The organism is Myroides sp. NP-2, from assembly GCF_014145665.1.
Lineage (GTDB): Bacteria > Bacteroidota > Bacteroidia > Flavobacteriales > Flavobacteriaceae > Flavobacterium.
The window spans coordinates 36,703-51,345 of record NZ_JACHTD010000019.1; the positions used below are offsets into that span (position 1 = coordinate 36,703).

Annotated in this window: 14 protein-coding genes and 1 pseudogene; 9 read left to right on the forward strand and 6 right to left on the reverse strand. The window is 38.6% G+C overall.

The genetic code is table 11. The features are described 5' to 3' along the window. Position 1: 1 nt before the first annotated feature. The 7 genes from H4K35_RS14475 to H4K35_RS14505 all read left to right on the forward strand — a co-directional run bounded on the left by H4K35_RS14475 (position 2) and on the right by H4K35_RS14505 (position 7,290). The gene (locus tag H4K35_RS14475; protein ID WP_182628659.1) at positions 2-361 is read left to right on the forward strand and encodes a YraN family protein; all 360 of its coding nucleotides are present in this window, start codon (positions 2-4) and stop codon (positions 359-361) included. A gap of 174 nt (positions 362-535) precedes the next feature. Continuing rightward, positions 536-2,974, forward strand: a complete 2,439-nt coding sequence (locus H4K35_RS14480) for a TonB-dependent receptor (protein ID WP_182628660.1) — start codon at positions 536-538, stop codon at positions 2,972-2,974. 96 nt (positions 2,975-3,070) lie between these two features. Then, the gene (locus H4K35_RS14485; protein WP_182628661.1) at positions 3,071-4,222 is read left to right on the forward strand and encodes a PepSY domain-containing protein; all 1,152 of its coding nucleotides are present in this window, start codon (positions 3,071-3,073) and stop codon (positions 4,220-4,222) included. 92 nt (positions 4,223-4,314) lie between these two features. Then, complete coding sequence (locus tag H4K35_RS14490; protein ID WP_182628662.1) at positions 4,315-4,725, forward strand: BrxA/BrxB family bacilliredoxin; 411 nt, start codon at positions 4,315-4,317, stop codon at positions 4,723-4,725. Positions 4,726-4,793: 68 nt separating this feature from the next. Next, positions 4,794-5,525, forward strand: a complete 732-nt coding sequence (locus tag H4K35_RS14495; RefSeq protein ID WP_182628663.1) for a 1-acyl-sn-glycerol-3-phosphate acyltransferase — start codon at positions 4,794-4,796, stop codon at positions 5,523-5,525. 80 nt (positions 5,526-5,605) lie between these two features. Continuing rightward, positions 5,606-6,604: an acyl-ACP desaturase gene (locus tag H4K35_RS14500; protein ID WP_182628664.1), complete on the forward strand. Its 999-nt coding sequence runs from the start codon at positions 5,606-5,608 to the stop codon at positions 6,602-6,604. 35 nt (positions 6,605-6,639) lie between these two features. Beyond that, positions 6,640-7,290 (forward strand): HD domain-containing protein, encoded by a 651-nt coding sequence (locus tag H4K35_RS14505; protein ID WP_182628665.1) that lies wholly within the window; start codon positions 6,640-6,642, stop codon positions 7,288-7,290. 98 nt (positions 7,291-7,388) lie between these two features. Here the strand turns inward: H4K35_RS14505 and pyk are convergent, their stop codons facing one another. The 5 genes from pyk to H4K35_RS14530 form a co-directional block, all read right to left on the reverse strand. Continuing rightward, a complete protein-coding gene (pyk, locus tag H4K35_RS14510) occupies positions 7,389-8,819 on the reverse strand; it encodes a pyruvate kinase (RefSeq protein WP_182628666.1) in 1,431 nt (476 codons plus the stop codon). A 5-nt stretch (positions 8,820-8,824) separates the two neighbouring features. Beyond that, positions 8,825-9,313, reverse strand: a complete 489-nt coding sequence (locus tag H4K35_RS14515) for an IPExxxVDY family protein (RefSeq protein ID WP_182628667.1) — start codon at positions 9,311-9,313, stop codon at positions 8,825-8,827. Positions 9,314-9,411: 98 nt separating this feature from the next. Further along, a complete protein-coding gene (rnc, locus tag H4K35_RS14520; RefSeq protein ID WP_182628668.1) occupies positions 9,412-10,158 on the reverse strand; it encodes a ribonuclease III in 747 nt (248 codons plus the stop codon). 13 nt (positions 10,159-10,171) lie between these two features. Continuing rightward, positions 10,172-11,425, reverse strand: coding sequence for a beta-ketoacyl-ACP synthase II (fabF, locus tag H4K35_RS14525; RefSeq protein WP_182628669.1), 1,254 nt, complete (start codon positions 11,423-11,425; stop codon positions 10,172-10,174). A gap of 195 nt (positions 11,426-11,620) precedes the next feature. After that, positions 11,621-11,857 (reverse strand): acyl carrier protein, encoded by a 237-nt coding sequence (locus H4K35_RS14530; RefSeq protein WP_002988156.1) that lies wholly within the window; start codon positions 11,855-11,857, stop codon positions 11,621-11,623. 198 nt (positions 11,858-12,055) lie between these two features. On the opposite strand from H4K35_RS14530, the gene H4K35_RS14535 reads away from it, so the two are divergent. After that, the gene (locus H4K35_RS14535; RefSeq protein ID WP_182628670.1) at positions 12,056-12,625 is read left to right on the forward strand and encodes a phosphoribosylglycinamide formyltransferase; all 570 of its coding nucleotides are present in this window, start codon (positions 12,056-12,058) and stop codon (positions 12,623-12,625) included. After that, a complete protein-coding gene (gene rnhA, locus H4K35_RS14540; protein ID WP_182628671.1) occupies positions 12,626-13,102 on the forward strand; it encodes a ribonuclease HI in 477 nt (158 codons plus the stop codon). A gap of 212 nt (positions 13,103-13,314) precedes the next feature. Here the strand turns inward: rnhA and H4K35_RS14545 are convergent. Then, positions 13,315-14,643, reverse strand: a pseudogene (locus H4K35_RS14545) (hypothetical protein); the annotation flags it as partial.

A 14,643-nucleotide genomic window follows, 5' to 3' on the forward strand; every position in this document is an offset into this window, starting at 1 on the left:
TATGAGTGAATCAAAGAAACTAGGAAAGAAAGGAGAAGAATTAGCCGTAGCCTTTTTAGAAGAAAAAGGGTACCGCATTGTTGCGAGAAATTGGAAACACCACAAGGCGGAAGTCGATATTATTGCCGAAGTAGACGACTTACTCGTGTTTGCTGAGGTAAAAACGAGAAGTTCTACTGATTTTGGCTTGCCCCATGAATTTTTAAAACCCCCTCAAATTAAACGCTTAGTTACAGCGGCTAATGCTTTTTGTGTGCAATTTAAGCGATCAGAAGAGGTGCGCTTTGATATAGTAGCTATTAGTATAAAAAAAACACTACCAGAAATTGAGCACATAGAGCGAGCTTTTTATTGGTTTTAGTGAGAAATTCCGATTTTTTTATTGATAATCTGTGACTTTATTAGGTATTCTTCTCTTTTTGTGGACGTCTGTCAAAATCCTTATGTAAAAAAAGTCTAAATAAAAGTTGGTGGTTATTTAGAATCACTTTACATTTGTGGCGTTTTTAATAAGTCTAAATAACACAGTTTCAGAATGAAGACGTATACTACATGGTTAGTTGCCATTTTTGGAGTAATGGTAGGTTTCGCACAGAACGTAACAGTTAAAGGAAGGGTTGTAGATGAGGTAAATAAACCATTACCTTACGCAACAGTTGTGATTGGAGAAGGGCAAAAAGCCGTTCAAACCAACGAAAATGGAGAGTTTAAGCTAAGTGATGTGCAAAAGGGAAAGCATATAATGAAAGCCTCTTTTGTTGGATATTCTACTTCTCAAAGAGAAATTACCCTAGCAAAAAACGAAGAAATTGTCAATTTCCTCCTTGTAGCCGATAGTCAATTAGAGAATATTACCGTGTACGGAAGGAGTAATAAAAACGTAAAGAATCTTCAGTATATCACGCGTTTACCTTTAGGACTACAAGATCAAGTACAATCAATCAGCATTGTTTCTGAGCATATCATTAAAGAACAAGGGGCTTTAACTATTACGGATGCCGCGCGCAACGTAGCTGGAGTTACTCAGTTTTCAACGTATGGAGGGCCTGCAGAAAGTATGTCTATCCGCGGATTTAGAGGAACACCTGTATTGAGAAATGGAGTGGGAATGGATTCTGATTTTAGAACTGCTTCTGCAATTTCCGATATGCAAGGGATTGAAAGTGTTGAGGCAATTAAAGGATCTGCAGCTGTATTACAAGGAATCGGAAATGGTTTAGGAGCTGCGGGTGGTGTGATTAACTTAGTGACGAAAACGCCAAACTTCAAAAACCAAGGCGAAGTTGGTTTTAGAGCGGGTAGCTATGGTCAAGTTAGACCTACAGTTGACTTTGAACGTGTATTGGATAAAAAGGAAACGATTTCTTTCCGCTTCAATGGTGCATATGAAAGAAATGATGGATGGAGAACGTATGTAAATAACGAGCATTTTTACATCAACCCTTCCTTAACATGGAAAATTGACAACAAAACGAAGTTGACAGTTGAAATGGACTATTTGAATGGAGACTATGTAACGGATAAAGGAACAGTAAACCTTGGGCCAGACCATTCAAATGAATTATATGAAATGCCACACAATAAGTTTTTAGGCTTCAAAGGTGATTCGAAAAAGATTACGATGCAAAACTACGTGGCGCGTTTTGAAAGACAGTTGACAGAAAAATTGAGTTTTAGAACTTCGTATACGGCATCTATTTACAATGAATTAGGACGTTCAACAAACGTAACAACAGTTATACCTAAGAAGCAAATTGGCGATGACTGGAGCAAATACGGAGAAATTAAACGTACCGTATCAAGAGGACAATCTGACGATTACAACTCCGTGTTCCAAGCGGATTTAATCGGAAAAGATATTTTTACAGGAATATTAAAACACACTTTCCAAGTAGGATTTGACTACAGACAAACAAAAACAATTGGAGGATCTACTACAGGTAAAGTTTGGGGGAAAGATAAAGATGGAAACGACGTATTAGTTGATTTTAGAAGCGATATCAATGTGTTAAATCCTATTGATAACACCTTGCCTGAAGACGTAATCTTTGGAGACATTGCAACAACGAGAACCATGTCGCCAACTATCGGATTTATGGTGCAAGATTATATTGCTATTGGCGATAAATTGAGTGCAATGTTAGGTCTTCGCTACAGCCGTTTGAATGGTAACACAACCGAAAACGCTACAGTAGATCGTTGGAACCCTATGTTTGGATTAATCTTCAAACCACAAGAAAACATCAGCACATTTGCTTCGTATACGACAACGAGTAGTTTAAGACAGTCCAATAAATTATTACACGGTGGTGGTTATGCTGGAGCCTCTGACATCAAACAAGTGGAATTTGGATTCAAATCGAATTGGTATAACGATCACTTAGGTGTAAACTTTACCTACTTTTTTATCAACCAAAATAATTTAGTTGCGCCCTATATTGATCCAGTGACAAACGAGCAGTCAAAAACGGAAAGTATCTTGGCAGGAGATCTAAAACGCAACGGATTTGAGTTGGAAATCAACGGTAAAATCACCAATAATCTAGAAGTGATGTTAGGATATGCTAACTTATACGCTAGATACCAAGACAGTCCACAGTACGTAAATGGTTCTGCGCCAATGAATGCACCAGAACACACGGCGAACGGATGGGTAAGCTATAAGTTTGATCAAGGAAAATTAAGCGGATTGTCGTTAAGCGCAGGGGTATACTATGTTGGAAAACGCCCAGTAAACGAATATAGCATCACCCGCGACGATAGCCACAATACAAACGTTAACGTTAGACCATTTGACATGCCTAGCTATACTACGGTTAATGCACAAGCAGCTTATACCTATAAAAGAGCTACGCTAAGTGTGTTTATGAATAATATCTTCAACGAAAGAGGGTATACTTCATATTTTAGAGGGGGATACATCAATGAAATTTCGCCGCGAAATTTTGCTGCACAGTTGACCTATAGATTTTAATCTTCTTGCTTTAATTAGTGTCATTATAATTGAAATAATAATAATTGCAAACACGGTTTTATGTTATAAAATCGTGTTTGTTCGTTTTGAATCTCCATGAAAACAAAAAAGACATCTCCTTTTCGAAAATTGATGAATGACCTCCACTTATGGTTGGGGATTGCTAGCTCACTTGTGCTCTTTGTAGTTTGTTTAACGGGTACCATCTATACGTTTAAGACTGAAATTCAGGATTGGATGGAGCCGACGCGTTATCGAATAACAGCGTATGATACAGAGCAGAGAAAACCTGTTGAAGAGTTGGTTCAGTTGGTAGAAGCGACGACACAAGGAACAGTACAACGCGTTTCTTTGGTGAGTAAAGAAAGTAAACCCTATGTTTTTTCCGTTCGCAGTGGAGAAGAGGGAAAACGCCCTGATGCGGTTCACGTCAATCCGTACACAGGGGAAATTCTAGGAACGGGTAAAGGACCTGGCGATGAATTCTTCATGACAGTGTTCAAATTGCATCGTTGGCTGTTGCTCGATTCATCAATTGGAAGACCCATCGTGGGTATTGCGACAATCATCTTTTGTTTCCTATCTATTTCGGGATTGATCTTGTGGTTCCCTAAGAAAATCAAAGGGTGGAAAAGTCTAAAACCAGGATTTAAAATTAAGTTTAGTGCCAATTGGAAGCGCATTAACCACGATTTGCATAATACCTTAGGGTTTTACACCTTACTTCTTGTTTTGATTATGTCGCTGACAGGACTTTGTTGGTCTTTTGAGTGGTATCGAAATGGATTGAGTAGCGTGTTAGGAGCAAAAGTTTTTGGAGGAAGAGATGAGGTAAAACCCGAATCGGTTGTGCAAGACAAGCAAAGCATAACCTTACAGGAGGCGATGGACATTGCCAATAAAGAGATGAACTATGAGTACCGCACGCTAGCTATTAGTTTGCCTAAAGATGAAACAGCTGCTTTTGAAGTGAATAAAAACGATTTAGCTCGTTGGAATGAAACCGTAAATGACCGCGTTTTTATTGATCAGTATTCCGGAGCGGTCATTAAAAAAGAAATTTTTGCTGACAAGTCCACTGGAGAAAAAATAGCGAGTTCAATTCGCGCCCTTCACTTTGGTGATATTTATGGATTATTCTCAAAAATAATTTATTTTATTAGCTGTTTAATTGCCACATCATTGCCTATAACTGGAATTTTTATTTGGTTGAATAAAATGAAAAAGAAGCCCAAAAAGGCAGTATAACCCGTATTGGGAATACTTTAGCATGGAAAGATGACAAAATAAGAGAAAAAGTGTAACTTTGTTAGAACAATTTTTTAATTAAAGGTAATAGTATGTATCCAGAAGAAATAGTAAAACCAATGCGTCAAGAGTTAGTTGATGCAGGATTTTCAGCATTATATACAGCAGACGAAGTTGAGGCTGCTTTAAGTAAAGAAGGAACTACATTAGTAGTTGTAAATTCAGTTTGTGGTTGTGCTGCGCGTAATGCGCGTCCAGGGGCAATCATGAGCTTGAGAGGAGAAAAAAAACCAGCGCAGATTGTAACTGTTTTTGCTGGTGTGGATAAAGACGCCGTTGATGCTGCTCGTCAACATATGTTCCCATTCCCTCCATCTTCACCATCGATGGCTTTGTTCAAAGACGGGGAATTAGTTCACATGTTAGAGAGACATCACATTGAAGGACATCCAGCTGAGATGATCGCTGAAAATTTGATCGACGCTTATAAAGAATATTGCTAAAAAGAGACCACCTTGTATAAGGTGGTTTTTTTTTAAAGTGTATATTTGCTCAAGATATAATTGAGCTTATGCAAAAAATACTATCCTATCCACTTTCGGTGCTATTTGTACTATGCCTCTTGTTGGTGCTTTTTGTTTTCCACGGGTTACAATGGATTGCCTTTACCTTTTTTGGATATAAGGCCCACAAAAAAGTAGTGGACGCAATGGTCTGGTGGATTATGTTGTGCACCGGAATTCTCGGCACAACGTATCGCGTGTCTAAAGAAGAAGAACTACCCACAGACAAGCCAATTGTCTTTGTGGCTAATCACCAGAGTATGTTTGATATACCGATGATCATTTGGTTCTTCAAACAAAATCACCCCAAATTTGTTAGCAAGAAAGAATTGGGAAAAGGAATTCCCAGTGTTTCATATAATTTAAGACACGGAGGTTCCGTTCTAATTGATAGAAAAGACGCCAAACAAGCCTTATCCGTAATTCGCGGTTTGGGGCAATACATCTCTACCAACAATAGAGCGGCAGTTATTTTTCCAGAAGGAACGCGAAGCCGTGATGGGCAACCCAAACGTTTTTCAGAAAACGGGGTTAAAATGTTATGTAAGTTTTCACCAGATGCTTATCTTGTTCCCTTGACTCTAAATAATTCATGGAAATTGTTTCGATTTGGAAAATTCCCCATGGGTTTAGGAGCCAAAATTAGCCTTTATGCACATAAACCAATGAAAATTAGCGATTATGCCTTTGATGAACTTTTTGCTAAAACAGAGGAGCTGATAAAGTCTAAAATAGAATAAAGAAGTACTAATTCTCGCAGTTACTCCCAAAACAAACTAAACCAAACCAAGAGCTAGTTGCGAAGTAAAAACAAATTGAAATGTCAACACACAATGTTCGTTTAGAAGTGATGCACTTCTTGGAAAAAAATATAGATAGCTTCGTCGATGACTATCTAATCCCTGTGGAGAAAATTTGGCAACCTTCTGATTTACTGCCGAATTCGGAGAGTGAAACATTTTTAGAAGATGTCAAAGAATTGAGAGAATTCGCCAAAGAATTACCATATGATTTTTGGGTTGTATTGGTAGGCGATACAATTACCGAAGAAGCGCTGCCGACGTATGAGTCTTGGTTGATGGACGTTGATGGAGTGAATCAACGCGAAGGCGAGAGCGGAAACGGTTGGGCGAAGTGGATTCGCCACTGGACAGGTGAAGAAAATAGACATGGCGATCTATTGAATAAATACTTGTACTTGTCAGGACGTGTGAATATGCGCGAAGTAGAAATTACTACCCAATATTTATTGAACGACGGATTTGACCCAGGTACAGATCGTGACCCCTATAAAAACTTCGTGTTTACGAGCTTTCAAGAGCTAGCAACCTATATTTCTCACAATAGAGTAGGAAAATTAGCCAAACAATATGGCGATCATAAATTGTCGAAAATCTGTCGTTTAATTGCTGGAGACGAAATGCGTCACCACCATGCATACTCGGAATTCGTAGATCGTATCTTTAAAGTGGATCCAAGCGAAATGCTGTTGGCTTTTGTCGATATGATGAAGCGCAAAATTACCATGCCTGCCAATTTGATCCGCGAATCAGGTGGTAAAATGGGGGATGCATTTGAACTGTTTTCCGATTCAGCCCAACGCATTGGGGTGTATACTGCAATTGACTACGTGGAGATTATGCAAAAATTAATCGACCGTTGGGAAATAGCTAAATTAACCGGATTAACGGACGAAGCAGAGAAAGCCAGAGAATACTTGATGAAATTACCTAGTCGTATGTTGCGCATCGCTGAGCGAATGAGTATCGGTAAAGAACAACATATTTTTAAATGGGTACAACCTGCTATTATTAAATAGTTTGCGGTTTGCTTTTTAGCGAAAAATGGATAAAAATGAATAAAAAAATTGAGGCTACGATTGCCTATGTCAAAGAGGAGCTAAAGCACGCTGAAGGCGGGCACGACTGGTTCCATATCGAAAGGGTATACAACAATGCGCTCAATATTTTAAAATTTGAACCAAAAGCTCAAGCAGAAGTTGTGCAATTCATTGCCCTCCTTCACGATATTGCTGATAGTAAATTCCACAACGGAGATGAGACTGTTGGCCCTCGTAAGGCTAGGGAATGGCTAGAATATTTAGCGTGTGACCCTGAAGTGGTTGAGCACGTGGTCAAGGGAATTGAAAATATTTCGTTTAAAGGAGGCAATTTTGATCAAAAATTCACCTCTATCGAGTTGAAAATAGTCCAAGATGCAGATCGCCTAGATGCCATCGGAGCCATCGGAATAACTCGCGTATTTAATTATGGAGGATTTCAAAATAACCCGATTCACGACCCAGAACAAGCGCCTCGCTTTGGTATGACCAAAGAAGAGTATAAAGCGCATAAAGGAACGTCAATCAATCATTTTTATGAGAAATTATTGCTGTTAAAAGACTTAATGCACACCGATGCAGGAAAGAAATTAGCAGCAGATCGACACCGTTATATGGAAGAGTTCTTAGCGCGTTTTTACGCGGAGTGGCAAGGAGATGCGTAACTGTCAACATAAAAAAAGCGGAATCCAAAAGGATCCCGCTTTTTTATTTTCAATCAATGGGTAGTTAAAAATCATAAGGTATGATTACCCATTTCTATTTATTTAATTTCAGAAATTCTCAAAGTATTCACCATTCCTTTCTCCACGATCGGCATAGCGGCTAAGTTGATAACCATATCTCCTTTTACGGCGTGTTTCTTTGTTACCACGATATGATTAATGTCCTCGATTGTTTCGTCTGTGCTCACGTATTTGTCATAGTAGTAAGCCTGTACACCCCACAGCAGGTTTAACTGCGTTAAAATGCGCTTATTTGACGTAAAAACAAGGATATCACTATTCGGACGCCAAGCTGAAATTTGAAAGGCAGTATATCCACTGTTCGTCAGCGTACAAATTGCTTTTGCTTCGATGTCATTAGCCATTAATGCGGCGTGATAACAAATGTTTTTCGTGATATAACGGTTCGTTTTAATGGTAGGAGGGCTTTGTGGAACGGTAATTAAAGGCGAGTTTTCAACACTTTGGATAATCTGTGTCATTTTCTCGATTACCTGTACCGGATAGCTTCCTACAGAAGTTTCTCCAGATAACATTACAGCATCCGCACCGTCCATAACAGAGTTGGCAACGTCGTTTACTTCCGCTCTAGTTGGCGTCAAGCTAGAAATCATGGTTTCCATCATTTGCGTAGCAATGATTACTGGGATTCTAGCATTTTTAGCAACTTGTACCAATTGTTTTTGGATTAAAGGAACTTCTTGCGCTGGAATTTCTACTCCTAAGTCTCCACGTGCAACCATTAATCCATCACAGTATGCAACTAATTTATTGATGTTTTTAACTGCTTCAGGCTTCTCGATTTTTGCAACAATAGGAATTTTGTGCTCTGAATGTTGCTTGATGATTTCTTGTAAGTCTAGTAAATCTTCAGGTGTTCTCACGAAAGACAACGCCAACCAATCCACTTGCGCTTTAATTGCAAAAATGGCGTCGTTGATGTCTTTTTCCGTTAACGCAGGTAAGGAAACCTTTGTCATCGGTAAGTTTACTCCTTTTTTTGATTTTAAAGGACCGCCTTGAATTACTTTGGCAACAACTTCGTCTTTGTTGTTGGTTGAAACTACTTCAAAGATTAGTTTACCATCGTCTAATAGAATCGTTTCACCTGCATTGACGTCATTTGGAAATTGTTTATAGTTCATATAAACTCTTTGCGCATCGCCTTTGAACTCTTCTTTTGTTGAAAAGGTAATGGTATCACCTGGATGTACCACCACATCTTCTGCCATAATTCCTACACGCAATTTTGGTCCTTGAAGATCTCCTAGAATAGAAGTAGTATAACCGTATTCTTTATTTAATTCTCTAATGATGTCGATTTTCTCTTGTACATCGGCGTAATCTGCATGAGAAAAGTTAATTCTAAATACATTTACACCTGCTTTAATCATGTCGTGCAACACCTCTTTTGTCCCTGATGCAGGTCCTAGGGTTGCTACAATTTTGGTTCTTTTTTTTGCTACCATATTTTTTAAAAAATTAGGTTGTTTTTCGATTTGATCGCTTCTACTCGGATTTCGTATGCAGTAGATATTATTTTTATTGATTTTAATTTTTCAATGACTGTGCCAATTTCAAATTGTTCATCTGTATTTTCAACCTTTAAAAAATAATCCACCGTTTTGTGCTCAGGCAAGAGGTATCCTTGCTTGCTAATGGTTGAAACGACATATTGAAAAAGGGGAGAAGCCATTTGAGACTCGGGAAGTATAAAGGCTTTATTGGATACTAATTTCCAAAGTACGTGATAATCCGGATCGTCGTATTCGAATAAAGAGAAAGAAGCCAAGCCTTGGTCTGTTTCCACTTCAACATCCATCTTCGTGCGTTCTAAATAAAGGCCTAGAATAGTATTAATAAGATAGGTAACTTTAAAATCCTCCTTGCGCGATGAGTGTATCGCTATCAGACTATAGTTTTCAGCTTCAAAATCCTCTAATCTTAGAACTACTGGTCCCATTTGTTTACTCGTTAGATACAAAGATACAACTTTTATAATTCAAATAATATCTAGTTATTTAGAACAAATATTAAGTAAGTGTTAATTGATTCCCCAAATTAATGATTTATTTTTTCTTGGAGAGCAAAATAAGCGCGTTGAGAAGCCTTTTCTTCGGCTTTTTTCTTTGAAGTAGCTCTTCCTTTTGAGATTAACTTGTTGTCTATGAATAGTTTAACTCCGAAATATTTTACATCTTCATTTGAAGTGTCTTCGTAGGCGTCAAATTTAAAGGTGTGTTTTGTTTTTTGACACCATTCGATGAGCAAGCTTTTGTAGCTTGTGATCTTGGTTTCTAATACGTGAATATCCGCAATAGTTGAAATCAGGCGTTGGTGAATGAATCTCTCACACGCAGGATACCCTTGATCCAGATAAATTGCCCCTATTAAGGCCTCCAGTATATTGCCGTGTATGTTTTCTCCGAATTGTTGATTGCCCATTTTGCTTTCGACAATATCGATTAAGCCTAGGCTTTTTCCGATAGTATTTAGGTTTTCACGGCTTACAATTTTAGAGCGCATTTTTGTTAAATAGCCTTCGTCTCCACTGGGTACTTCTAAGTAGAGATGAGAAGCGATAACAGCGTTAAGCATAGCGTCTCCTAAGAATTCCAATCGCTCGTAATTAATGGGATTTCCCTGAGTATCAGTGATATTCATTGAACGATGAGTAAAAGCCAATCGGTAGTAAGCGATGTCTAAGGGCTTCGCTTTGGTAATCTGGAATATCGTACGACAAAAATTCCCGTCCTTTGGATTTGAACGGGAATTTTTAAATATTTTATTTAATACGGTGCTCAACATTACGTTGTCGTTCTTAAATATCTAATTTCTTTACTAGTACACAAGCGTTGTGACCTCCGAAACCGAAGGTATTACTCATACCTACTTTTACTTCTCTTTTTTGTGCTTTGTTGAAAGTGAAGTTTAATTTGGCGTCTACTTGTTCATCATCTGTAAAGTGATTAATCGTTGGCGGTACAATACCGTGCTCGATTGATAAAATTACAGAGATTGCCTCTATCACACCTGCGGCACCTAAAAGGTGACCTGTCATGGATTTGGTAGAGTTTAAGTTCATGTTATAGGCGTGATCACCAAAAACGTTTAGAATAGCTTTTGATTCAGCGATATCCCCTAGCGGAGTAGATGTTCCGTGTAAATTTACCACGTCAACATCCGTTGGCTCAAGGCCAGCATCTCTCAAACAGTTTTTCATTACGTTTGTAGCACCTAAACCTTCTGGGTGTGGTGCAGTTAAGTGATGCGCATCTGCAGACATACCACCACCGCCAATCTCACAGTAGATTTTCGCTCCACGTGCAACTGCGTGTTCGTATTCTTCAAGTACTAATGCTCCAGCACCTTCTCCTAGTACAAAACCATCGCGGTCTTTGTCCATGGGTCTTGAAGCTGTTTCTGGACTGTCATTTCGCGTAGATAAAGCGTGCATAGCATTGAAGCCACCCACTCCTGCAATCGTTACAGCTGCTTCAGAACCTCCTGTTACCATGATGTCTGCCATCCCTAAACGAATGTAGTTGAAAGCATCAATAATAGCATTGGTCGAAGATGCACATGCTGATACAGTCGTGAAGTTCGGACCTCTCAATCCATATTTAATGGAAATATGTCCACCTGCAATATCTGCAATCATCTTAGGAATAAAGAAAGGATTGAATCGCGGTGTACCATTGCCATTCACGAAGTCAGTTACCTCATTTTGGAACGTTTCCAATCCACCGATACCTGATCCCCAAATAACTCCAGCTCTATCTTTATCTATGTTTTCTAAGTCTAATTTAGAATCAACAACAGCCTCATCCGCACTTACCATTGCTAATTGAGCGTATCGATCCATTTTACGCGCTTCCTTGCGATCAATAAAATCCTCTACATTGAAATTCTTTACTTCGCACGCAAATTGGGTTTTGAAATTGGTAGCATCAAAATGTGTAATCGGAGCGGCTCCACTTACGCCATTAATAAGACTGTTCCAATACTCTTGGATGTTATTCCCTATTGGGGTGAGTGCACCTAAACCTGTTACAACAACTCGCCTTAATTTCATAAAGTAAATATTATGGTTTAATAAGTTAAAAAAACCCAATTTTTCACTTTGTAAAAGGAAACATTGGGTAGCTTTATATTTGTTTATCAGATTACTACGGGAGTTAATCTGTCCTTTTTTCTATTCTAAAATAAGTAGATTTGTCCGAAAATAATAACGCCCACGTGCTGTTAACAACACGTGGGTTATTAGTTATTACTTCTTAGCTTCTTCGATGTAAGAGATAGCTTGACCAACTGTAGCAATGTTTTCAGCTTGATCATCTGGAATTTGAATATCGAATTCTTTTTCGAACTCCATGATAAGCTCAACAGTGTCTAGTGAATCAGCTCCTAAATCATTAGTGAAGCTTGCTTCTGCTACAACTTCGTTCTCGTCAACTCCTAATTTGTCAACGATAATCGCTTTTACTCTTGATGCAATGTCTGACATAATCTTTAATTTTAAAATTTAATTTCCTAGGGCAAAAATAAAAAACTTTATTTTATATCCTGATTATACATGTTAATTGTCAGTGCGAAATTATAAAAATAATTAATACTTAATACTATTTTTCTGTTTATTGTCAGTAATTATTCTTTTTTTTGTACTTCAATTGAGTGTTTTAAAAACCTAAATACTGCTTATATCATGAGAAAAATAGCGCTATTCGCCTCTGGATCAGGGACTAATGTGGAGAATATTATCAATTATTTTGAGAATAATTCAATTGTTAACCAATACCTCGTTTTGGTCAATAACCCTCATGCTAAAGTAATAGAAAAAGCGGAAAAAAGAAAGGTACCGGTTTATATTTTTGATAAAAATAAGCTGAATAACGGCGAGTTAGCCGAAAAATTGGAAAATTTCTCTCCTGATTTGATCGTATTGGCGGGCTTTTTGTGGAAATTTCCTGAAGATTTGGTAAAAAGATACCACAACCAAGTGATCAACATTCATCCTGCTTTATTGCCCAAATATGGGGGTAAAGGGATGTATGGACATTTTGTGCATGAGGCCGTTTTAGCCAATAAAGAGAAAGAAACGGGTATTACCATTCACTATGTAAATGAACACTATGATGAAGGAGCAATTATTTTACAAGCTAGAACGGCAGTAGAGGAGCACTTTACAGCCGAGGATATTGCAAAGGCAGTGCAAGCTTTAGAGTACAAGCACTTTCCCCTTGTGATCGCGCAGCTCTTAGATAAAGAAGTATAGATGAGTCAAGCTTTTCAAGTTATTATATACACCGACGGATCCGCTCAAGGCAATCCCGGTCCAGGAGGGTACGGATTGATCCTAGAATGGGCAGGACATCAGGTGTTTAAGGAATTCTCTCAAGGATACCGACTGACGACCAATAACCGCATGGAGTTGTTGGGGGTCATTGTGGGGTTGGAAAAATTAAAAAATCCTGGAACGAAAGTCTTAGTCGTTTCGGATTCCAAATACGTGATCGATGCCGTAACCAAAGGGTGGGTGTTTGGATGGGAGAAGAAAAATTTCAAAGACAAAAAAAATCCCGATTTGTGGATGCGTTTTTTGCGCATTTATCGACAGCACCACGTGTCTTTCCAATGGGTAAAAGGACACAACAACCATCCGATGAATGAACGCTGTGATGTTTTGGCTGTACAAGCAGGGAAGCAAAAGGATTTGTTGGTGGATGAGTTTTACGAGCGAAATAGAACCTAGAATAGCTTTTTTGTGACCTGATGGGATCTCGTTTTTTGCTGATTCACTACTGACTTTTATGTTTGCAAGGGTAAAAAATGATTTACCTAAGGACATCGTAAAAAAAATAATCTTGAGGTCGTAGTTGGAATTCACCTCAAGATTATATTTTTATTTTAGTTTTAGTGTTTCTAGTGGTGTGTCTATAGTACAAGATTACTGTCTAGTAGGGGTCATTTTTCGTATAGTACTAGGCTTGAATCGGTACAAGATACAATTGCTATTTCTGCATTACCAGTTGCGAATGTACCTGGTGTAGTTCCTGTGTTATTGCTTGCGCTACCCCCAATACTTGCGACATTGATAACCAGTTTGAGTGTATTATTTGTAGGTGTTAAAGGGATGTTGGTAAGATCAAGTTGTTTTGTAAAGAATCTGCGTTTATATGTATACAAGTTAGCTATAAAATTTGGGTAATCCGGTGTGTTATAGATTAATACGTCGTTTATGTATATTTTCATGTATATGAATATTTCGACGGTTTTTTTTGTTACATTTGTGCCGTTTAATATAAGATTTTCATATAAACTGAAAGAATAACTTAGCATTTTAGGTTTGTTGATATCTTCAAAAACATCAAAAGTAATGGTTTCAATAGTTTTTTCACTGTTCACACTCGCTGCGATTACTTCGTTATAGGTGAAACGACCAGGAGTACGAACACGACTAACATCATTGTCGATAAAATTCGTTAAACTATATCCTTTACGCGTAGGAAAGGTTACCCCGGTTCCTGCTATAGGTGTTCCCGCATTGTCTACCTCGGATTCATTGTAAAAAGTAAACGTATTGTTTTGATTGTCTACTAATTTGGTTGTTTTTGGGTCTGCCTTTTGTTCCGTAATAAAGTCGTCCATTGTTTTATCCTCATTTCCCGCAAGGGTTTTCCACAGTTCAAAGGTAGAGCTTCCTGTATCACCTTTATCCCCCTTATCTCCTTTTGTACTCGCTAGGAAATCCGCTGGTGTTTTTCCTGTATTTTCAGGTAGTGCCGCCCATAGGTCGTAAGCGGAAAGTCCGTCTGCTCCGGTATCACCTTTGTCACCTTTTTCTCCTTTTGTACTCGCTAGGAAATCAGTTGGTGTTTTTCCTGCATTTTCAGGTAGTGCTGCCCATAGGTCGTAAGCGGAAAGTCCGTCTGCTCCGGTATCACCTTTGTCACCTTTTTCTCCTTTTGTACTCGCTAGGAAATCAGTTGGTGTTTTTCCTGCATTTTCAGGTAATGCTGCCCATAGGTCGTAAGCGGAAAGCCCGTCTGCTCCGGTTTCTCCTTTATCACCTTTTTCTCCTTTTGTACTCGCTAGGAAATCAGTTGGTGTTTTTCCTGCATTTTCAGGTAATGCCGCCCATAGGTCGTAAGCGGAAAGTCCGTCTGCTCCTGTATCACCCTTTTCTCCTTTAGTACTTGCAAGGAAATCCGTTGGTGTTTTTCCTGCATTTTCAGGTAATGCCGCCCATAGGTCGTAAGCGGAAAGTCCGTCTGCTCCTGTATCACCCTTTTC